This window comes from Loktanella agnita (genome assembly GCF_046640325.1).
Classification (GTDB): domain Bacteria; phylum Pseudomonadota; class Alphaproteobacteria; order Rhodobacterales; family Rhodobacteraceae; genus Yoonia; species Yoonia agnita.
Genome location: NZ_JBJMBF010000001.1, coordinates 179,566 through 199,504, shown reverse-complemented (window position 1 = coordinate 199,504; position 19,939 = coordinate 179,566). Strand labels below are relative to the sequence as shown.

Below are 19,939 nucleotides of genomic sequence, written 5' to 3'. Positions count from 1 at the left end.
TCATGCCGCGCATTTAGGGAGTATTTTTTACGTTGACTAGACGCGTTTTTGCATAACGCGTATGCGTTTTCAGAATGCCTAATTTTTAGGCGGATGCCCGCTTATATTCCTATTTTAAAAGGCTTTCAGCCGCCGCGTTTTAACCATGATTGTATAGCCAATCTTGTGACCGATGATGTGCTGGTTATTGGTGCATCGCGAAACGCTCTTGGTCTTTGTTCGCGTTTTGTGCTAGCCCTGATCCGAGAATAAGAAAACGGGGCAGTGATGCGTGTATTGGGGATTGATCCGGGCCTGCGTAATATGGGCTGGGGCGTGGTCGACACGTCTGGATCGCGGTTGGCCCATGTGGCCAATGGTGTCTGCCATTCCGAAGGTGCGGATCTCGCGATGCGGCTGCTTTCCTTGCATGATCAGCTTTCTGCCATTGTGGCCGAACTGGCCCCTGATGCGGCTGCGGTGGAGCAGACATTTGTGAACAAGGATGGTGCAGGTACGCTGAAGCTGGGGCAGGCGCGGGGGATCGCGATGTTGGTGCCGGCGCAGGCCGGTCTGCCGGTGGGGGAATATGCCCCCAATGCGGTGAAGAAAGCGGTCGTCGGGGTTGGTCATGCGGATAAGCGCCAGATCGAACATATGGTGAAGCTACAACTGCCCGGCGTACAGATTGCCGGAGCCGATGCGGCGGATGCGCTGGCGATTGCGATCTGTCACGCCCATCATTTGCAATCTGCGGGCACATTGACGCAAGCCTTGGCGAGGGCAGGCGCGTGATTGGCCGGATTGCAGGCACGCTGATCTATCGCGCAGCGGACCACGTGCTGATTGATGTGCGCGGCGTGGGCTATGTGGTTTATGTCTCAGAACGGGTGATGGCCGGTTTGCCGGGGAATGGTGAGGCTGTTGCGCTTTATACTGATTTACTGGTCCGCGAGGATAATTTGCAGCTGTTCGGTTTCACCACGCTGGTGGAAAAGGAATGGCATCGCCTGCTGATGAGTGTGCAGGGTATTGGGGCGAAAGCGTCGCTGGCGATCTTGGGGACTTTGGGTGCGGATGGTGTCAGCCGTGCGCTGGCGCTGGGTGATTGGAGCGCGGTGGCCAAGGCCAAAGGTGTTGGCCCGAAGACGGCGCAGAAGGTGATTTTGGAACTGAAGGACAAGGCCCCCGGCGTGATGGCCATGGGCGGCAGTGTACCCGATGCGTTGGGCGATACGGTGATCGAGGTGGAGACGCCGGGTCAGGCCCGGCGTGCCGCCCCGCCCAAGACGAACCCCGCGCAATCCGAGGCGCTGTCGGCACTGGCCAATTTGGGTTATGCCCCAAGCGATGCCGCAGGGGCCGTGGCACAGGCGATGGGGGATGACCCTGATCTGGAGACCTCTGCCCTGATCCGCGCCGCCTTGAAACTGCTGGCCCCAAAGGGGTAGGGGCGGTCGATGTCAGAGCCTGATCCCACACTTCGCCCGGCACCGCAGCCAGAGGATGCGGACCGTGCTTTGCGCCCGCAGACCCTTGATGAGTTCATCGGTCAACGTGCCGCGCGTGCGAACCTGAAAGTGTTCATCGAAAGTGCCCGCCGCCGCGGCGAGGCGATGGACCACACCTTGTTTCACGGCCCCCCCGGATTGGGCAAGACCACGCTGGCGCAGATCATGGCCCGCGAATTGGGGGTGAATTTTCGGATGACATCCGGTCCGGTGCTGGCGAAAGCGGGCGATCTGGCCGCGATCCTAACCAATCTGGAAGCCCGCGATGTGTTGTTCATTGACGAAATTCATCGTTTGAACCCGGCGGTGGAAGAGGTGCTTTATCCGGCGCTGGAAGATTTTGAACTGGATCTGGTGATCGGCGAAGGCCCCGCCGCCCGCACTGTGCGGATCGAATTGCAGCCCTTTACGCTGGTGGGGGCCACGACCCGGATGGGGTTGTTGACCACCCCGCTGCGTGATCGCTTTGGCATCCCGACCCGGCTGGAATTTTATGATGAGACAGAGCTGCATCAGATCGTGACCCGCGGTGCGCGGTTGATGGGGGCCCCTGCCTCTGACGGGGGCGCGCGCGAGATTGCCCGCCGTGCGCGCGGCACGCCACGGATTGCGGGCCGTCTGCTCCGCCGTGTGGTGGATTTCGCGATTGTGGAGGGTGACGGGACTGTGAAGCAAGAGATCGCGGATCGCGCTCTGACCCGCTTGGGTGTCGATAATCTGGGTCTTGATACCGCCGACCGTCGCTATCTGCGCCTGATCGCTGAAAGCTATGCTGGCGGCCCGGTGGGGATTGAGACCATGTCCGCTGCGCTGTCCGAAAGCCGCGACAGTCTGGAGGATGTGATCGAGCCTTATCTGTTACAGAAGGGCTTGATTCAGCGCACGCCGCGTGGCCGGATGCTGGCGCAGGCTGCCTGGGCGCATCTGGGCTTGGCACCACCGAAATCACAAACGGATTTGTTTGAGTGATGGATATCGCCGCCGCGACCATTCTTTCGAAACGTGTGTCTGATATCTATGCGGCGCGGTGCAACATCACCCGCGATGATTTTTGGTATCTGGCCAAGATGCAGGAAGAGCTGGGGGAATTGACCAGCGCATATTTGTCTGAAACCGGGCGCGGGCGCGATAGGGGCGGGGATACACGCTGTGCGGTTGCCGATGAGGTGGCGGATCTTTTTGCGCAGATCTTGCTCTTTGCGGATCATCAGGGGATTGATCTGCCGGAGGCGCTTCGCGTGAAGTGGGGCCGATATTTGCCGGATCTCTGACCGGCACAGGGCATGACCGTCGGGAGGGATGCATGGAAGACACAACTCAGGATATTGCGGCGCTGTTTACCCGTGCCGATGGTGATTACCTGTGCGCCCGCTGGGGCCGCCCGATTGTTCCGGTTGTTTTTGGCGTCGATGACGCGACGCTGGCGGTGTTCAAAGGCGCGATTGAGGCTGTGGTCACATTGGCCGGGCATCAGATGGCCGAGACGGATCCGGAGCTGGGTGCCAATCTGATGGTGTTTTTCTGCCGCGACTGGTCGGAACTGCCGGAGGTGCCCCATCTGGATGATCTGGTCCCCGATCTGATCCCGCTGGTGGCGCGTCTGACGCAGGCGGATGCCAATCAATACCGCATTTTCCGCTTTGATGAAGTGGGGGCTATTCGCGCTGTTTTTGTGTTCTTGCGGCTGGATGATCATCTGGCAGAGGTGTCAGCAGATACTTTGGCGCTGAGCCAAGCGGTGCAGACGATCTTGCTGTGGTCGGACAAGGCGTTTGATGACACGCCGCCGCTGGCCATGGTGGATGGCAATGCGGTTCTGCGCCCTGAGATTGCGCATGTGGTCCGTGCCGCCTACGATCCTGTCATGCCGGTGATGGATCGCGATGCCAGCCATGCGTTGCGCCTGGCGGCAAGGATATCGAGGGTGTCATGATACACAGATTTCCCATTCGCGTTTATTATGAAGACACTGATCTGGCCGGGATTGTATACTATGCCAATTACCTGAAATTCATCGAACGCGCCCGGTCGGAATGGGTGCGTGAGTTGGGCGTTGATCAGGTGGAGATGAAAGCCGAGGGTTATGTCTTTGCCGTGCGCCGGGTTGAGGCGGATTATCTGGTTCCCGCCCGGTTTGACGATAAACTGGTGGTCGAGACCATGATGATCGAGAATTCCGGCGTGCGTCTGATGGTCCGCCAAGAGGTCAAGCGCGCGGATGTGCTGATTTTTGGGGCGACGATCACGATTATCTGCATGAACCAAAGCGGCGCTGTGGCGCGCCTTCCGAGCGCGATTCGCCGGTCGGTGCATTGAAAAGTATCGGTTTCCTGCCGGGTTACGTCGGATTGATTGGATTTCCGTTTCAGCTTGCGCTATGTCTGATTGCAATCAGAGCCCAAAATCGGGCCTAGAGGCAGAGCAGGCATATGGAAGCAGCAACCGACTACACGATGTGGGCGCTTTTTGCGCGCGCCACAATCACCGTAAAAATCGTCATGATCATGCTGATCGCCGCATCCGTGTGGTGCTGGGCCGTGATCGTCGACAAGATCATGCAGTACCGCCGCGCGCGGGCTGAGGCGGATGTCTTTGACAGGTCATTCTGGTCGGGTGAACCGCTGGATGCCTTGTTTGACAAGATCGGGACAGAGCCGAATGGCCCGTCTGAAAAGATCTTTGTCGCGGGGATGCTGGAATGGCGCAGGTCACATAAGCAGGATGGTGGTCTGATCGCCAACGCCACCTCGCGCATTGACCGGTCGATGGATGTCGCCATCGTGAAAGAGGCGAACCGCCTGCAAAAGGGGTTGCCGGTACTGGCGACTGTCGGTTCGACCGCCCCGTTTGTCGGTCTGTTCGGGACCGTCTGGGGCATTATGAATGCCTTTATCGAAATTGCAGAGGCCCAGAATACCAATCTGGCCGTTGTCGCGCCGGGCATCGCCGAGGCTTTGCTGGCCACGGGACTTGGTCTGCTGGCGGCTATTCCTGCCGTGATATTCTATAACAAGCTGTCGGCTGATAGTGATCGCATCGTTGCAGGTTATGAGGCGTTTGCGGATGAGTTTGCGACGATCCTTAGCAGACAGTTGGATAGCTGAACGTGGGCGCAGGTGTCATGAAATCAGGCGGGGGGAGCGGGCGGCGTGGTCGCCGCAGGTCCCGCCGCGCGCAGCCGATGTCCGAGATCAACGTCACCCCATTCGTGGACGTGATGCTGGTGTTGCTGATCATCTTTATGGTCGCGGCCCCCTTGTCGGTCGTGGGCGTGCCAGTAGAGCTACCCAAGACAACGGCCGACGCTTTGCCCGGCGACGAAGAAGAGCCATTGACGGTGACAATCACCGCTGATGGTGTCGTCATGATCCAGGAGACCGAGGTTGACGAGGCTGATCTGGTGGACCGTCTGCGCGGGATCGCGGCGGAGCGTAGCAGCGACCGGATTTTCCTGCGTGCTGATGGGGCAAATAACTGGAACCGTGTGGCCGAGATCATGGGTGATCTGAACGCTGGCGGGTTTTCCAATATCGGGCTGGTCACGGATATGGCCGCTGCGGATGGATCTGACGGGTAACGCATGGCGACGCCGGGCACCTACATTTCTGCTGTTGGCCATGTCGGGCTGATTGGCTGGCTGATCCTTGGTTGGGGGTTCAGCGCAGAGCCGTTGCAATTTGATACGATGGATGTGTCTGTCGTAACCGGCGAAGAGTTTGAGGCATTGCAGCGGCGGGCAACGACGCCCGACCCCGGACAAGCCGAGCCGGATGCCCCTGTGCCACCTGAAATCGATCCGACGCCGCCGTCGCAACCGGTCGAGGTGCAACCGACCGAGCAGGCGTCCCCACCTGATCAGGTACAACCCCCTGTGGACGAAAACCCGCCACCACCGCCACCACCAGCGCCCCCGGCGACGGACGTGGCGGATGCTCCGCCGATTGAACCGGCCCCGCCCGCCGCCCCGCCGGCGACGCCAGATGTGAACCTGTCCCAGCGTCCGACCCCGCGGCAGGCGGACCGTGTGACATCAGAGATCGTCGCACCGCCGCCACCGGATGCGCAGGTGGATGACAGTGTGCGCGAAGAAGTTGTACCTGATCCGATTGCAGAGCCTGAGATTGTCGCAGAGGAGCAGCAACCGACTGCGCCCGAGGAATCTACAACAGAGATCGTGATTGAAGATGAAGCGCCTTCTGGTGCTGTTCAGACGTCAATCCGTCCGAGTGCGCGACCCAGCCGGCCTGTGCCCCCTGCGCCTGAGCCTGAATCCGAAGAGCCGCAAGTGGCCGCGACAGAGCCGGAGCCCGAGGTGGAAACCCCGCCGACGCCCCCTGCGGATACGTCTGTAGATGATGCTGTTGCTGCGGCTCTTGCCGCTGCGCAGAACCAGCCAGCCCCGGCCCCTGCTGCTGCGGTTGGTCCGCCGCTGACCGGTTTGGAAGAATCCAGTTTCCGACTGGCTGTCAGCAAATGCTGGATCGTTGATAATGGCTCTCCCTCTGCGAATGTGACTGTCGAGGTGGGCTTTGCTTTGGATCGTCAGGGCAAGGTGGTGAACGGCGAGGTGCGGTTGATTTCGTCCTCGGGGGGGGATCCCCGTGCGACGGATGTGGCTTTTGCGTCGGCGCGCCGTGCGATTTTGCGATGCGCTGTGGAAGGCGGTGGATTTCCGTTGCCGCCAGAGAAATATGATCGGTGGAGAGAGGTCGTGCTGACTTTTGACCCCAGCACGATGCGGCTGCGGTGATCGGTATGATTTCGCCAAATACACGCGCAGGTGAGGTGAAATGCTGTCACAGCCCTGCTATGACGGAACGGTAGCGAAGTTTCGGGGTTGAACCCGGACGTGCGGAGCGAGGCGATAAGAATGAAACGACTTCTGACTATTTTGTTGGCCCTGATCCTTTCGGGGCCGGTGCTGGCCCAAAGCAGCCCGTTGCGGCTGACAATTACGGATGGTGTGATTGAGCCCATCACCTTTGCTGTGCCCAGTTTTGAGGCCGAAAGCCCACAGGCGCAGCAGGTGGCGTCGGATTTGTCCCGCCTTGTGGTGCAGGATCTTGCCGGAACTGGTCTGTTCCGTGAAGTGCCCGCGACCGCCTTTATTTCGCAGGTGTCGTCCTTTGCCCAGCCCATTGCCTTTGCTGATTGGCGCGCGATCAATGCGCAGGCGCTGATTACCGGGGCCGTGACGGTCAGCGGCAATCAACTGGTTGTGAAATTTCGCCTGTATGATGTGTTCTCTGGCCAAGAGCTGGGCAGCGGTTTGCAGTTTGCGGGCACAACAGCCGGATGGCGCCGGATGAGCCATAAAGTCGCTGATGCTGTTTACAGCCGTATCACCGGCGAGGGTGGTTATTTCGATAGCCGCGTCGTTTTTGTGGCTGAGACTGGTCCAAAGGATAATCGTCAAAAGCGTCTGGCCGTCATGGATTTTGACGGGGCGAATTTGCAATATCTGACGGATAGCAGCTCCATCGTGCTGGCCCCGCGCTTTTCGCCCAACGGAGACCGTGTGCTTTATACCAGTTATGAAACTGGATTTCCCCGCATCAACGTTTTGAATGTGGCCACTGTGGGCCGTCAGCAGTTGACCACCGCGCCGGGTGAGATGGCGTTCAGCCCGCGTTTTTCCCGTGATGGCCAGTCGGTCATCTATTCGTTGTCGACCGGCGGCAATACCGATATTTACCGCACTGATCTGTCCACCGGTCAGCATGTGCGTCTGACCTCTGCCCCATCGATCGAGACAGCACCCAGCCTGTCCCCCGATGGCACGCAGATTGTGTTTGAAAGCGACCGGTCGGGTACTCAGCAGATCTACATCATGTCCGTGAATGGCGGAGAGCCCCGCCGCATATCCTTTGGCGAGGGGCGCTATGGCACCCCCGTCTGGTCGCCGCGCGGTGATCTTGTGTCCTTTACCAAGCAGAATGCAGGCCGCTTTCATATCGGTGTCATGCGCACGGACGGATCGGAAGAGCGTTTGCTGACCTCATCCTTTCTGGATGAAGGCCCCACATGGTCCCCCAATGGTCGTGTGATCATGTTCAGCCGTGAAACCCAAGGTGCGGGCGGGACGTCTTCGCTGTATTCCGTGGATATTTCGGGCCGCAATCTAAAGGCCGTGCCTATTCAAGGCGGTGCCTCTGACCCGTCATGGGGTCCGCTGCAACCGTAAACAAGCATGATTCCCACGGCAACAAAGCCATGCTATGCTGTCCAAAAGAGCAGATAACAACAGGAACACATCCGATGAAAATGATAACACGCGCGACGGTGATACTTTTGGCGCTGGCCACGGCGGCCTGCACCAACCCTGACCGGTTTGGTGGCGGGGCAGGTGGCGCAGGCGGGGCAGGTGGTGCCGGCGCTGCGGGTGGCTTGGCCGGATCAGCCAGTGATCCTGCGAGCCCGGTCTATTTCAACCAGACAATTGGCGACCGTGTGCTGTTTACCGTAGATACATCGACCATTACCCCCACGGGTGCCCAAATTCTGGATGGTCAGGCCCAATGGCTGCTGACCAATGCCGATTATCGCGCCGTGATCGAAGGCCATGCGGATGAGCAGGGCACACGTGAATACAACCTTGCCCTTGGTAGCCGCCGCGCCAATGCTGTCCGCGAATATCTGGTGTCGCGCGGTGTTCCTGCGGGTCGTCTTGAGGTCGTGAGCTACGGCAAAGAACGCCCGATTGAGGTCTGTTCAGAAGAATCCTGCTATGCGAAGAACCGTCGGGCCGTTACCGTGTTGTCATTCTCGGCAATGACAAGCTGATACTGACCTAAGGAAGACCCATGATGCACCGTATCGCCGCCCTTTGCGCCCTTTTGCTGGCCCCGCTGCCTGCTATGGCGCAAGAGGAAACGCTGGCTGACATTCGTCAGCAGTTGACTGTCCTTTATTCGGACGTGCAGCGTTTGAAACGTGAATTGTCCACCACAGGTGGTGTCAGTTCAGGGGTGATCGGAAATACGCCGTTGGACCGGTTGAATGCGATTGAATCCGAGCTTCAGCGCCTCACCTCAAAAACTGAGGAGCTGGAGTTTCGGGTGAACCGCATCACGGTTGATGGCACCAACCGGATCGGTGATCTGGAATTCCGACTGTGCGAGCTGGAAACGACCTGCGATATTGGTCAGCTGGGTGACACACCGTCGTTGGGCGGCGTTGATAATGGTGCGGGTGTGCCCACGGCCATTCCCGCCCCGGCGACCGGCGGTCCTGCTGTTGCCATTGGCGAACAGACTGACATTGAGCGGGCGCAGGAGGCGCTCGCATCCGGTGACTTTCGTGGGGCTGCGGACCAGCTTGCGACCTTTGCCGAGACCTATCCGGGAAGCCCGTTAGAAACCGATGCGAATTACCTGCGCGGCGAGGCTCTGGAAGGGCTGGGCCAGATGACTGAGGCTGCGCGTGCGTATCTTGCGGCATTCTCGGGCAATCCGACCGGACCGAAAGCGCCGGATGCATTGTTCAAGCTGGGTGCGTCGCTTGGTGAAATTGGCCAGACGCAGGATGCTTGTCTGACACTGGCCGAGGTCGATGTGCGCTTTCCCGGTGATCCGGCTGTGGCAGATGCGCAGTTTGCGATGCAAAATCTGGGATGCCAGTAAGTCAGCGTAACGCTGCCCATTTTCGCCGATTTCAGCAGGCCTTGCGGGCTGCCGGGTGCCGCAAGTCGGACCGGGTCGGGCTGGCGGTGTCTGGCGGCGGTGATTCCATTGCGATGATGCATATGGCGGCCCGGATCATCGACCCGGCCAATTTGTATGTTCTGACGGTCGATCACGGGTTACGCCCGGAGGCGGCGGACGAAATCGCGCTTGTCGCTGACCAAGCCAAGGCGCTGGGCCTTTCACATGATGTTGCCCGCTGGAGCTGGGACATGAAGGGCAACTTGCAGGCTGCGGCCCGTGCGGGGCGCTGGGATGCGATCCTCGACTGGGCGGCACCGCGTGAGTTGAACATGATTTTCATGGGCCATACCGAGGATGATCAGATCGAAACCGTTCTGCTGCGCCTTGCGCGCGGATCCGGGATTGATGGTCTGGCCGCAATGGCGCGCGCAGATTATCGCGACGGGTTGCGCGTGGTTCGCCCCTTGCTGGATGTGCCGCGAGCGGGTCTGCGCGACTGGCTGCGGGGGGAGCGGATCAGCTGGTGCGATGATCCCAGCAATGATGATCCCCGCTTTGACCGTGTCCGTGCGCGTCAGATGTATAGCCAGCTTGAAAAGCTTGGTCTGACCCGCAAGCGTTTGTTGCAAACGGTCGAACATGTGCAGGCGGCGCATCGGTCGCTTCAACGTGCTGCGCTGGATTTTGCCCGGATCCATGTGCGGCAGGATAGCGGCGATCTGGTTTTTGCACCTGTTGCGCTGAAGCTGGACAAGGAAGACGCCCCGCGCCGGGTGATGGCGGCGGCGTTCGGCTGGGTCAGCGGGAATATGTATCGCCCCCGCTTTGACCGCATGCTGGACGTGGTCGCGCAGGCTGCGAAAGGGCATACGGTCACGCTGGGCGGCTGTGTTTTGTTGCCACATCGCGGCGCGGTGCGCCTGACCCGCGAGACGTCGGCGACCACGCCGCTGTTTCGCGATGCCAGTGCTGTGCGTGATGTAAATGGAATCATGTGGGATCGGCGCTGGTATTTGGCAGGACCGCTGACGCCGGGGCTTGAAGTGCGCGCGCTGGCGGATGCGATCCGCCATTGTCCGGACTGGCGGGAAAGCGGTTTGCCCCGGAAATCGCTACTGGCGTCACCGTCCGTTTGGAACGGAGAGACCTTGCTGGCCGCGCCATTGGCCGGGTTACGCAACGGATGGACAGCACAGATCGTCGCAGATTTCCATTCAACTGCGTTTGCGCATTGAAGATTAAGCTTTTGCCTCTATTTTAGATGAAACGCTTACGGGCCGACTCTGTCGTCTCGTTCCCCGATTTCAAAGGAGATCCCCTTGGGCAACGCGCGCAACGTCGTATTCTGGGTCGTCCTGTTCCTGATGGTCCTGGCGCTTTTTAATCTGTTCAGCAGCCCGCCCGGTACCGCCGGCAGCGACGCGCGTAGTTATTCGGAATTTGTAGAAGCTGTTGACGCTGGTAGCGTCACTGATGTGATCATTGACGGCGAAACCGTCCGCTATACGCAGGGCGGTCGCACCTTCACGACGATCAAACCTGAAGATGCAGAAATCACCGATCTGCTGATTGATGCAAACGTCCCGGTCGAGGCCCGCAGCCAAGAGCAATCTGCGTTTCAGGCCTTTATCATGGCGATCCTGCCATTCGTGCTGCTGATCGGTGTCTGGATTTATTTCATGAACCGCATGCAGGGTGGCGGCAAAGGCGGCGCGATGGGCTTTGGCAAATCGCGCGCGAAGCTGCTGACTGAAAAACACGGCCGTGTGACGTTTGATGATGTTGCGGGCATTGATGAGGCCAAGGAAGAGCTGGAAGAGATCGTTGAGTTCCTGCGCAACCCGCAGAAATTCTCGCGTCTTGGCGGTAAGATCCCAAAGGGTGCGCTGTTGGTGGGCCCTCCGGGGACGGGTAAGACATTGCTGGCCCGTGCCATTGCGGGCGAGGCGGGCGTGCCGTTCTTTACGATTTCCGGTTCTGACTTTGTCGAGATGTTCGTGGGTGTTGGTGCATCCCGTGTCCGAGACATGTTCGAGCAGGCTAAGAAAAATGCCCCATGTATCGTGTTTATTGATGAGATCGACGCGGTTGGTCGGTCCCGTGGGGCCGGGTATGGCGGCGGCAATGATGAGCGTGAACAGACATTGAACCAACTTCTGGTTGAGATGGATGGTTTTGAGGCCAATGAAGGTGTGATTATCGTTGCGGCCACCAACCGCCGTGATGTGCTGGACCCCGCGCTTTTGCGCCCCGGTCGCTTTGACCGTCAGGTCACGGTTCCAAATCCCGATATCAAAGGCCGCGAAAAGATTTTGGGCGTGCATGCCCGCAAGATTCCACTGGGTCCTGATGTCGATTTGCGCATCATTGCCCGTGGATCGCCCGGATTCTCTGGCGCTGATCTGGCGAACCTTGTGAATGAGGCCGCGTTGATGGCAGCGCGCGTGGGTCGCCGTTTTGTCACCATGATCGATTTCGAATCGGCCAAGGACAAGGTGATGATGGGCGCGGAGCGCCGGTCGATGGTGATGACCGCCGAGCAAAAGGAAATGACCGCCTATCACGAAGCGGGCCATGCGATTGTGGGTATCACGCTGCCGAAATGCGATCCGGTCTATAAGGCGACAATCATTCCGCGCGGTGGTGCGCTGGGTATGGTGATGAGCCTGCCCGAAATGGACCGCTTGAACATGTTCAAGGATGAATGCCATCAGCGTCTGGCGATGACGATGGCGGGCAAGGCAGCTGAGATCATCAAATACGGGCCTGAACAGGTGTCGAACGGCCCTGCGGGTGATATCCAGCAGGCCAGCCAATTGGCCCGCGCGATGGTGCTGCGATGGGGTATGTCCGACAAGATCGGCAATATCGACTATGCCGAAGCGCATGAAGGCTATCAGGGCAACACTGCTGGCCTGTCCGTGTCGGCCCATACGAAAGAGATGATTGAGGAAGAGGTCCGCGGTTTCATTCAGGCTGGCTATGAACGCGCGCGAGAGATCATCTTGGAGCGGAATGAAGAGTTCGAGCGTCTGGCGCAGGGTTTGTTAGAATATGAGACGTTAACTGGTGATGAAATCAAACGCGTGATTGCGGGTGAGTCGCCACATGTGGATGACGATGCGGATGACACTCCGCCCTCTGGCGGGACGCCGTCGATCACGGCGATCCCAAAAACCAAGCCGAAGAAGCCGCGCGCTTCTGATGGCGGGATGGAGCCGGAACCGTCGGCCTGAATGACAAAATACGCCGTCCCTTTGGGGCGGCGTTTTACTTTGCTGGTTTGATTGAAATCTTATCACACAAATCCTGATTGGAACCCGTTGCGCGGATGGGCTAGCCCTGTGCCGGAATAGCAGGAGTATGTGTGATGCCAGCCTTGAAACCGACCGATATCGTAGGCGAGGTTATTTGGCTTGGGCGTGTGGCGGACAGGGATGTCACGTTGCGGTCGGCTCCGCTGGATGCGGTTGCACTGACCTACGCCGGCATTTCGGGCGAAGCGCATGGCGGCTTGACCCGCCCATCCTGTTCGCGCGTGACAAGCCAACATCCCAAGGGAACAGAGATCCGCAATGTGCGTCAGCTAAGCATCGTATCGCAGGAAGAACTGGACGAGATTGCCAGCGCCTGCGGGCTGGAGGCGCTTGATCCTGCGCTGGTTGGGGCGTCGATGGTTATTAAGGGCATCCCGGATTTCACCCATCTTTCGCCATCGTCGCGGTTACAAATGCCGGATGGCGCAACGCTTGTGGTGGATATGGAAAACCGCCCCTGTCACCTGCCTGCCAAACCGATCAACACGGATCACCCCGGGGCCGGTGCCCGGTTCAAGGCGGCTGCCAAGGGCCGGCGCGGCATCACGGCTTGGGTTGAGCGTGAAGGGCAGTGCCGCCTTGGCGATCCGGTCCAGCTGCATGTGCCCGATCAGCGTGCATGGCGGTCTTAGGTTTCTGATCCGAAACCACTGCCGCTTTGCCCGCCGATTCTGCGGGCGAAAATGTCGCAATCACTCTGCGCATTCCGGTATTGCCGCGTTAGAACCGGTTTGAACAAGAGTGGCTTTGCCTGACACAGGGATATTTTTCATGGACTATAAGTCGGATATCGAGATTGCGCGCGCTGCGTCAAAGCGCCCGATCCAAGAGATTGGGGCAAAGCTGGGCATCACAAGCGACGATCTGCTGCCCTATGGCCATGACAAGGCGAAGGTCAGCCAGCGCCTGATCGACAGCGTGCAGGACCGCGCGGACGGCAAGTTGATCCTTGTGACCGCGATCAATCCGACCCCGGCGGGTGAAGGCAAGACCACAACCACTGTGGGGCTGGGTGACGGGCTGAACGCGATTGGCAAAAAGGCGGCTGTTTGTATCCGCGAGGCGTCGCTGGGTCCCTGTTTCGGCATGAAGGGCGGTGCCGCAGGTGGCGGCTATGCCCAAGTGGTGCCGATGGAGGATATGAACCTGCATTTCACGGGTGATTTCCACGCCATCACCTCGGCCCATAATCTGCTGTCGGCGATGATCGACAATCATATTTACTGGGGTAACGAGCTGGATATCGACATCCGCCGCGTCGTTTGGCGCCGGGTGCTGGATATGAATGACCGGGCGCTGCGTCAGATCACGACGAGCCTTGGTGGCGTGGCCAATGGTTTTCCCCGTGAAGCCGGGTTTGATATTACGGTCGCGTCCGAGGTCATGGCGATCCTGTGTCTGGCCCGAAATCTGTCCGATTTGCAAAAACGTCTGGGCGATATCATCGTGGCCTATCGTCGTGATCGGTCGCCGGTCTATTGCCGCGATCTGAAGGCTGATGGCGCGATGACTGTGTTGCTGAAGGATGCGATGCAGCCGAACCTTGTGCAGACGCTGGAAAATAACCCGGCCTTTGTACATGGCGGTCCGTTTGCCAATATCGCCCATGGCTGTAATTCGGTCACAGCGACGACTACGGCGCTGAAGCTGGCGGATTACGTTGTGACCGAAGCTGGATTCGGGGCGGATCTGGGCGCCGAGAAATTCATGAATATCAAATGCCGCAAGGCGGGGTTAGCCCCGTCCTGCGTGGTGGTTGTGGCGACTGTTCGTGCGATGAAGATGAATGGCGGCGTGGCCAAAGCTGATCTGGGGGAAGAGAATGTGGCCGCGGTGGAAGCGGGCTGCGCGAACCTTGGCCGTCATATCGCGAACGTCAAAAGCTTTGGCGTGCCGGTGGTCGTGGCGATCAATCATTTCGTCACGGATACGGATGCAGAAGTGGATGCGGTACGGGCCTATGTGGCAACCCAAGAGTCCGAAGCGATCCTGTGCAAGCATTGGGCATTGGGGTCAGAGGGCACGCGGGATCTGGCCACCCGCGTGGCCGAGATCGCCGATGCGGATGAGGCCACGTTCGCGCCGATTTATCCGGATGAGATGGGATTGTTCGACAAGATCGACACGATTGCGAAACGTATCTATCACGCTGATGAGGTGATCGCCGATAGCAAGATCCGCAATCAGTTGAAACAGTGGGAAGAGCAGGGCTATGGCCATCTGCCAGTCTGTATGGCAAAGACCCAATATAGTTTTACGACCGACCCCAGTGTGCGGGGCGCCCCCACCGGGCATAGTGTGCCCCTGCGTGAGGTGCGACTGAGCGCAGGCGCTGGGTTCATCGTGGCGATCTGTGGTGAGATCATGACGATGCCGGGTTTGCCGCGTGTGCCCTCTGCCGAGGCGATCATGCTGAATGCGGATGGGCAAATCGAAGGGTTGTTCTAAGATCGGGCGGGGCGACGCTCGTCCCTTATGCGGGACATCGCCCCGCCCTCCCTCTCGCATAATGAAAGAGACGACATGACTGCGACAGTAATTGATGGAAAAGCCTTTGCCGCCAAGGTCCGCGAGAAGGTCGCGGGCCATGTGGATCGCCTGAAGCAGGATCATGGGATCACTCCCGGCCTTGCGGTGGTGCTGGTGGGCGAGGATCCGGCCAGTCAGGTCTATGTGCGGTCCAAGGGGAAGATGACGGTTGAGGTCGGTATGGCCTCTTTCGAGCATCGCCTTGATGCGAATACGTCCGAGGCGGATCTGCTGGCCCTGATTGATCAGTTGAACAGTGATGCCAGCGTGCATGGCATTCTGGTGCAGCTTCCGCTGCCGGATCATCTGGATAGCGATCTTGTCATCAACAGCATTGATCCGGCCAAGGATGTGGATGGGTTTCATATTTCGAATGTGGGTTTGCTGGGCACGGGCCAGAAGAGCATGGTGCCCTGCACGCCGCTGGGATGCCTGATGATGCTGCGTGGTCATCACGGATCACTGTCGGGGATGAATGCGGTGGTGATCGGCCGGTCGAATATCGTGGGCAAGCCGATGGCGCAGTTGTTGCTGGGTGAAAGCTGCACGGTAACCATGGCCCATAGCCGCACCAAGGACCTGCCGGGTGTGGTCCGTCAGGCGGATATTGTCGTGGCGGCCGTGGGCCGCCCGCAGATGGTGCCGGGCGACTGGATCAAGCCGGGCGCGACGGTGATTGATGTGGGCATTAATCGGATCGACAAGCCGGAGGGCGGCACCCGGTTGGTGGGTGATGTGGATTATGACAGCTGTGCGGCTGTAGCCGCGGCGATTACACCTGTGCCGGGCGGGGTGGGCCCGATGACAATTGCCTGCCTGTTGGCCAATACGGTGACTGCTTGTTGCCGTGCAAACGGGCTGGCGGAGCCGGATGGTTTGACCGTCTGACACACGTCAGCGCGGCTGCGATTTGCGGTGCTGCCGTGTCTTGACCGCGAAGCGAAAAGCGTTGTCCATATTTGTTTCTGTGTCAGTTGTTCAAACTGGCGGGGTTCGCTAACTAAAGTGTCATGCTGACCTTTTTAATCAAATCCGTCGAAACATTCTTTTCGCATTCTGCGTGGATTTTCCTATTGGGAATATCTGTGTTTCTCGCGCTGATTGGACCCTTTGGATCGTATCAGGAGCTGGGCCTGCTGATGCGGTTCGCCTATTGGATGCCGATTGTGTTTTCAGCATATTTCATTGTGCAGCTGGCACATTCTGCTGTGGATAAATTTTGGCCTAGTGCGACACCGCTACAATGGCAATTTGCGGCGATTACTGTCTTTTCAACGGTATTTTCGCCGACGGTCTGGGGCTATAGTAAACTGTTTTCGGATCGCTTTGACGGGCTGCACACGCTTGTCCTGATGACGGTTCAAGTCTCTGGTGTTACGATGGTTGTGGGGCTGATTTCTTATTTCGTGACGCATCATGGTGGCAAGCAGGACGCGGACGCAGCAGAGGCGCTGCCGCGCTTGTATGCGCGCCTGCCTGATGGCTGTGATGCGGCTATCGTGCGCCTGACCGTTGATGATCATTATGTCGAAGTGTTTCTGGATGACGCGAGCAAACATCGTATCCTGATGCGCTTTGCCGATGCGGTCAGTGAAATGGATGACACGCCCGGGTTTTACACCCATCGGTCGCATTGGGTGGCCAGTGCCTATGTGCGCGAAGCGGTGCGCGAAAGCCGGCGCGATTTTTTGCTGCTGGAAACCGGGGCGAAGGTGCCGGTTACCAAGACCTACCGGGAAAGCGTGCGGCGCGCCGGGTTTCTGTAAGCGGCACGGGAATGGCTTTTCGTCCGGTGAGGATTGCCACCGGGTTGGTGCCCAAAAGCCCCCGCAGATCGGGGGCGCCGCTGGTAAGCCCGCCGGTGTAGGCCCCGTAGGCGGGCAGGATCATGCGCGTACTGTCATAGAGAAAGGCGGGCCGACTGCGTCCGGCGAGCCGGTGTTTGGGGTGGTAGTGGCCCGAAACCTCTGCCGGGGCGTCTGTGGCAATATGCCGGAAGGTCAGCGTGCCGGTTTGGAATTGCGCCAGATGGTCGCCGACCAGATCGACCGGGCCGGGATCGTGGTTGCCTTCGATCCAGATCCAGCGCCGTCCAGCCTGTAGCCGGGTGAGCCAGAGCCGTGCGTCTTCGTCCAGGCTTTCGGCGGCGGCCAGGTCGTCGAAACTATCGCCGAGACAGATCAGCGTTTCGGGCCGGGTGGCTGCGATATCGTTTTCCAGCTTTTCCAGCGTCGCCTGCACATCGTATGGCGGCAGCATGACGCCGCTGCGCCGGGCGATCCGGTCGGATTTGCCCAGATGCAGGTCTGAGACGCAGAGTATTCGTTGATCCGGAAGATAGAGCGCACCGGTCGGGAGGGCCTGACAGGCGGTGCCGCAGAATGTGAAATTATATGCGTTCATGCTCTGTTCTTTGGGGCCTATGCTGCGTGGATGCAAGGGTCAAAGATCGCCAACGCCCGCAGTGTCCATCAGATGCAGTGCGGCCTCTTCCAGTAGTCTGTCCTGCGCAGCCCCGGCGACGGCGATCTTGCCGACCTCAAGAAAAAGTGGCGCGGCGAGGGGAGTGACCCGGTCAAGGATCACGTGATCCACCCGCCCATCGGTGCGTGCGAGCATTTCCTCAATCCGCCCGAAGTCCACAAGCCCGCGCATTGCTTCTTCCCGCGTGATCCGCAGCATCAGGTGGTCGGGGTCATATTTGGACAGCGTATCGTAGAGGATGTCGGAGGAGAACGTGGCTTGCCGCCCGCTTTTGCGGGTTTGGGGCAGGTTGCGTTCGATCAGGCCTGCGATGGTCGCAGCACCCCGGAAAGTGCGTTTCATGACGGCGTTGCCGGACAGCCATGTCTCAAACCCCGCCCGCAGGTCAGGCGGGCGAAAGAGCGGGGCGGGGTCGCTGACCGGGTCCAGCCCCCAGACCAGTGTGGCGTAGTCGGTGGCAACAAAACCGAGCGGGTGCAGGTCCAGTTCTTCCATCCGTTGGGTCAGCAACATGCCGAGCGTCTGCATCGCGTTGCGCCCTGCGAAACCGTAGACGCAAATATGCTGCCGCCCGTCATGGGGGAAGCTTTCGACAAGCAGCCGGTCGGCTTCGGGCAGCTGTGACACCTGCCGTTGCAGGGCGAGCCATTCGGCGGTGTGGCGCGGTAATTCCGGCCAGCTGTCTTGGCGGAACATCCGCAGAATGCGCTGCGACAACTGTGTCGAATTGGCAAATTTCGTGCCCATGAACGTGGCGATTTTGGGTGTTTTGTCAGCGCGGCGGCTGACCTCTACCGTCATTTCGCGCAGGCCTTCGTAGCGCACAACCTGCCCCCCGATCAGGAAAGTGTCACCGGGGGTGAGCGTCGCGGCGAAGTTTTCTTCGACCTCGCCCAGCGGTTTGAAGCTGCCTTTCATCCGGACCTTGAGCGTGTCGGTGTCTTGGATCGTGCCGATATTCATCCGGATCCGCTGGGCGGCGCGCGGGTCGCGGAGTTGCCATTGTCCGTCCGCATTTTGTAGCAGCCGTTTCCATTTGTCATAGGCCCGCAGCGCGTACCCGCCGGTGGCGCAGAAGTCGAGGCAGTCATCGAAGCCCGCCTGGCTGAGCGTGTGGTAGGCACCGACGGTCTTGATTTCGCGGTAGAGTGTATCGGCGTCGAATGGCCCGGCGCAGGCGGTGATCAGGATATGCTGGCAAAGCACATCGCGTGGACCGGGGCCTTTGGGGTCGCCGTCGAGGTCATGTTCTTTCACGGCCTCAAGTGCGGCGACGCATTCCACGACCTCGAACCGGTTGGCGGGCACGAGCAGTGCCTTGGAAGGGGCGTTGTAACGGTGGTTGGCGCGCCCGATCCGCTGGACCAGTCGCTTGACGTTTTTCGGCGCGCCGATCTGGATCACAAGATCCACATCGCCCCAGTCGATGCCCAGATCAAGGCTGCCGGTGCAGACGATGGCGCGCAGTGCGCCTGCGACCATCGCCGCCTCTACCCGTTCGCGCTGTTCGCGGGCGAGGCTGCCATGGTGGATCCCGATGGGCAGGTCATCGGTATTGGCCAGCCAGAGGTTGTGAAAGAACAGCTCTGCCTGCGCGCGGGTGTTGTGGAAGATCAGTGTGGTTTTGTGTTGCCGCACCTGTTCCAGCACAGCAGGGATCGCATAGGCCGCGCCGCCGCCGGACCAGGGCGGCTTTTCTTCGGTGGTGAGCATGGCGATATCGGGGGCGGGGCCGGGGACGGCATGGATGATCTCGCAGGGGTCGGGGTGGCGGGCGAGGGTTTCGGCGATGGCGGCAGGGTCTTCCACCGTGGCAGAGAGGCCAACGCGGCGCAGGCCGGGCGCGAGGCTTTGCAAGCGGCTGAGGGCGAGCATCAACTGATCGCCACGTTTGCTTTCGGCGAGGGCGTGAATTTCATCAATCACGATGCGCTGTAACCCTTTGAAGATGCGCGGGGCGTCTTCGTAGCTGATCAGCAGTGCGAGCGATTCAGGTGTGGTCAGCAAAATATGAGGTGGGTCAGCCCGTTGCCTGCGCTTTTGTGTGTAGGAGGTATCGCCGGTCCGGTCCTCAATCCGGATGGGTAGGCCCATTTCCGTGACTGGGGTGCGCAGGTTGCGTTTGATATCCGCCGCCAGCGCTTTGAGCGGGGAGACATAGAGCGTGTGCAACCCTTGGTGCTGCCCATCGGCCAGTTCGGCAAGGGTGGGCAGGAAACCGGCCAGTGTCTTGCCGCCGCCTGTGGGGGCGATCAGCATCAGCGCGGGCGCATCAGCCCGGTCCAGCATGGCCTGCTGATGCGGGTGGATCTGCCAGTCGCGGCTGTCGAACCAAGTCTGGAAAGGGGCGGGCAGGGTGGTCATAGATCTGACCTACCCCGCAGGGGCGGTGGGTCAAGACCCACCTTACGGTTTGTAAGGTTGTGGGAGGGGCGAACAGTGGCGATTGGGGCTAGCGCATTTCGCTTTAAAC

Annotated in this window: 20 protein-coding genes; 18 read left to right on the top strand and 2 right to left on the bottom strand. The window is 59.6% G+C overall.

All coding sequences use genetic code 11. The features are described 5' to 3' along the window. The first annotated feature begins 267 nt into the window (after positions 1-267). The 18 genes from ruvC (at position 268) to ACJ5NV_RS00960 (ending at position 16,748) form a co-directional block, all read left to right on the top strand. Positions 268-774: a crossover junction endodeoxyribonuclease RuvC gene (gene ruvC / locus ACJ5NV_RS01045; protein WP_411641617.1), complete on the top strand. Its 507-nt coding sequence runs from the start codon at positions 268-270 to the stop codon at positions 772-774. After that, complete coding sequence (gene ruvA / locus ACJ5NV_RS01040) at positions 771-1,430, top strand: Holliday junction branch migration protein RuvA (RefSeq protein ID WP_411641615.1); 660 nt, start codon at positions 771-773, stop codon at positions 1,428-1,430. The genes ruvC and ruvA overlap by 4 nt, the downstream gene beginning before the upstream one ends. Before the next feature lie 9 nt (positions 1,431-1,439). Next, entirely contained in the window at positions 1,440-2,459 is a 1,020-nt protein-coding gene (gene ruvB / locus ACJ5NV_RS01035) for a Holliday junction branch migration DNA helicase RuvB (RefSeq protein WP_411641613.1), read from the top strand. Beyond that, positions 2,459-2,761, top strand: coding sequence for a pyrophosphohydrolase domain-containing protein (locus ACJ5NV_RS01030; protein ID WP_411641940.1), 303 nt, complete (start codon positions 2,459-2,461; stop codon positions 2,759-2,761). Before ruvB ends, ACJ5NV_RS01030 begins: the two co-directional genes overlap by 1 nt. Before the next feature lie 32 nt (positions 2,762-2,793). After that, positions 2,794-3,423, top strand: a complete 630-nt coding sequence (locus ACJ5NV_RS01025) for a hypothetical protein (protein ID WP_411641611.1) — start codon at positions 2,794-2,796, stop codon at positions 3,421-3,423. Further along, positions 3,420-3,806 carry a tol-pal system-associated acyl-CoA thioesterase gene (gene ybgC / locus ACJ5NV_RS01020; RefSeq protein WP_411641610.1) on the top strand — a complete coding sequence of 129 codons (387 nt, stop codon included), beginning with the start codon at positions 3,420-3,422 and terminating at the stop codon, positions 3,804-3,806. The genes ACJ5NV_RS01025 and ybgC overlap by 4 nt, the downstream gene beginning before the upstream one ends. A 113-nt stretch (positions 3,807-3,919) precedes the next feature. After that, positions 3,920-4,594, top strand: coding sequence for a protein TolQ (gene tolQ / locus ACJ5NV_RS01015; RefSeq protein WP_411641608.1), 675 nt, complete (start codon positions 3,920-3,922; stop codon positions 4,592-4,594). Positions 4,595-4,596: 2 nt separating this feature from the next. Further along, the gene (locus ACJ5NV_RS01010; protein WP_411641607.1) at positions 4,597-5,067 is read left to right on the top strand and encodes an ExbD/TolR family protein; all 471 of its coding nucleotides are present in this window, start codon (positions 4,597-4,599) and stop codon (positions 5,065-5,067) included. A gap of 3 nt (positions 5,068-5,070) precedes the next feature. Next, positions 5,071-6,240 (top strand): cell envelope integrity TolA family protein, encoded by a 1,170-nt coding sequence (locus tag ACJ5NV_RS01005; RefSeq protein ID WP_411641605.1) that lies wholly within the window; start codon positions 5,071-5,073, stop codon positions 6,238-6,240. Between the two features lie 120 nt (positions 6,241-6,360). After that, the gene (gene tolB, locus ACJ5NV_RS01000; RefSeq protein WP_411641603.1) at positions 6,361-7,674 is read left to right on the top strand and encodes a Tol-Pal system beta propeller repeat protein TolB; all 1,314 of its coding nucleotides are present in this window, start codon (positions 6,361-6,363) and stop codon (positions 7,672-7,674) included. A 74-nt stretch (positions 7,675-7,748) separates the two neighbouring features. Continuing rightward, positions 7,749-8,273, top strand: a complete 525-nt coding sequence (gene pal, locus ACJ5NV_RS00995) for a peptidoglycan-associated lipoprotein Pal (protein WP_411641601.1) — start codon at positions 7,749-7,751, stop codon at positions 8,271-8,273. A gap of 20 nt (positions 8,274-8,293) precedes the next feature. Beyond that, positions 8,294-9,112, top strand: coding sequence for a tol-pal system protein YbgF (gene ybgF / locus ACJ5NV_RS00990; RefSeq protein ID WP_411641599.1), 819 nt, complete (start codon positions 8,294-8,296; stop codon positions 9,110-9,112). Continuing rightward, positions 9,103-10,371 (top strand): tRNA lysidine(34) synthetase TilS, encoded by a 1,269-nt coding sequence (tilS, locus tag ACJ5NV_RS00985; RefSeq protein WP_411641598.1) that lies wholly within the window; start codon positions 9,103-9,105, stop codon positions 10,369-10,371. Before ybgF ends, tilS begins: the two co-directional genes overlap by 10 nt. A gap of 84 nt (positions 10,372-10,455) precedes the next feature. Continuing rightward, positions 10,456-12,372, top strand: coding sequence for an ATP-dependent zinc metalloprotease FtsH (gene ftsH, locus ACJ5NV_RS00980; RefSeq protein WP_411641596.1), 1,917 nt, complete (start codon positions 10,456-10,458; stop codon positions 12,370-12,372). Positions 12,373-12,506: 134 nt separating this feature from the next. Further along, positions 12,507-13,085, top strand: coding sequence for an MOSC domain-containing protein (locus ACJ5NV_RS00975; RefSeq protein ID WP_411641594.1), 579 nt, complete (start codon positions 12,507-12,509; stop codon positions 13,083-13,085). A 139-nt stretch (positions 13,086-13,224) separates the two neighbouring features. Further along, a complete protein-coding gene (locus ACJ5NV_RS00970; protein ID WP_411641592.1) occupies positions 13,225-14,901 on the top strand; it encodes a formate--tetrahydrofolate ligase in 1,677 nt (558 codons plus the stop codon). A 75-nt stretch (positions 14,902-14,976) separates the two neighbouring features. Beyond that, the gene (gene folD / locus ACJ5NV_RS00965) at positions 14,977-15,870 is read left to right on the top strand and encodes a bifunctional methylenetetrahydrofolate dehydrogenase/methenyltetrahydrofolate cyclohydrolase FolD (protein ID WP_411641591.1); all 894 of its coding nucleotides are present in this window, start codon (positions 14,977-14,979) and stop codon (positions 15,868-15,870) included. A 122-nt stretch (positions 15,871-15,992) separates the two neighbouring features. After that, entirely contained in the window at positions 15,993-16,748 is a 756-nt protein-coding gene (locus ACJ5NV_RS00960; RefSeq protein ID WP_411641589.1) for a LytTR family DNA-binding domain-containing protein, read from the top strand. On the opposite strand, the gene pdeM is transcribed toward ACJ5NV_RS00960, so the two are convergent. Both pdeM and ACJ5NV_RS00950 read right to left on the bottom strand, forming a co-directional pair. After that, complete coding sequence (pdeM, locus tag ACJ5NV_RS00955) at positions 16,702-17,385, bottom strand: ligase-associated DNA damage response endonuclease PdeM (RefSeq protein ID WP_411641587.1); 684 nt, start codon at positions 17,383-17,385, stop codon at positions 16,702-16,704. The genes ACJ5NV_RS00960 and pdeM overlap by 47 nt on opposite strands. Before the next feature lie 39 nt (positions 17,386-17,424). Continuing rightward, positions 17,425-19,830, bottom strand: a complete 2,406-nt coding sequence (locus ACJ5NV_RS00950; protein WP_411641585.1) for a ligase-associated DNA damage response DEXH box helicase — start codon at positions 19,828-19,830, stop codon at positions 17,425-17,427. Positions 19,831-19,939: the final 109 nt, after the last annotated feature.

Coding starts and splice junctions, on each gene's coding strand:
- ruvC (WP_411641617.1), top strand. CDS start 268: ATGCGTGTATTGGGGATTGATCCGGGCCTGCGTAATATGGGCTGGGGC.
- ruvB (WP_411641613.1), top strand. CDS start 1,440: ATGTCAGAGCCTGATCCCACACTTCGCCCGGCACCGCAGCCAGAGGAT.
- ACJ5NV_RS01030 (WP_411641940.1), top strand. CDS start 2,459: ATGGATATCGCCGCCGCGACCATTCTTTCGAAACGTGTGTCTGATATC.
- ACJ5NV_RS01025 (WP_411641611.1), top strand. CDS start 2,794: ATGGAAGACACAACTCAGGATATTGCGGCGCTGTTTACCCGTGCCGAT.
- ybgC (WP_411641610.1), top strand. CDS start 3,420: ATGATACACAGATTTCCCATTCGCGTTTATTATGAAGACACTGATCTG.
- tolQ (WP_411641608.1), top strand. CDS start 3,920: ATGGAAGCAGCAACCGACTACACGATGTGGGCGCTTTTTGCGCGCGCC.
- ACJ5NV_RS01005 (WP_411641605.1), top strand. CDS start 5,071: ATGGCGACGCCGGGCACCTACATTTCTGCTGTTGGCCATGTCGGGCTG.
- tolB (WP_411641603.1), top strand. CDS start 6,361: ATGAAACGACTTCTGACTATTTTGTTGGCCCTGATCCTTTCGGGGCCG.
- pal (WP_411641601.1), top strand. CDS start 7,749: ATGAAAATGATAACACGCGCGACGGTGATACTTTTGGCGCTGGCCACG.
- ybgF (WP_411641599.1), top strand. CDS start 8,294: ATGATGCACCGTATCGCCGCCCTTTGCGCCCTTTTGCTGGCCCCGCTG.
- tilS (WP_411641598.1), top strand. CDS start 9,103: ATGCCAGTAAGTCAGCGTAACGCTGCCCATTTTCGCCGATTTCAGCAG.
- ACJ5NV_RS00975 (WP_411641594.1), top strand. CDS start 12,507: ATGCCAGCCTTGAAACCGACCGATATCGTAGGCGAGGTTATTTGGCTT.
- ACJ5NV_RS00970 (WP_411641592.1), top strand. CDS start 13,225: ATGGACTATAAGTCGGATATCGAGATTGCGCGCGCTGCGTCAAAGCGC.
- folD (WP_411641591.1), top strand. CDS start 14,977: ATGACTGCGACAGTAATTGATGGAAAAGCCTTTGCCGCCAAGGTCCGC.
- ACJ5NV_RS00960 (WP_411641589.1), top strand. CDS start 15,993: ATGCTGACCTTTTTAATCAAATCCGTCGAAACATTCTTTTCGCATTCT.
- pdeM (WP_411641587.1), bottom strand. CDS start 17,385: ATGAACGCATATAATTTCACATTCTGCGGCACCGCCTGTCAGGCCCTC.
- ACJ5NV_RS00950 (WP_411641585.1), bottom strand. CDS start 19,830: ATGACCACCCTGCCCGCCCCTTTCCAGACTTGGTTCGACAGCCGCGAC.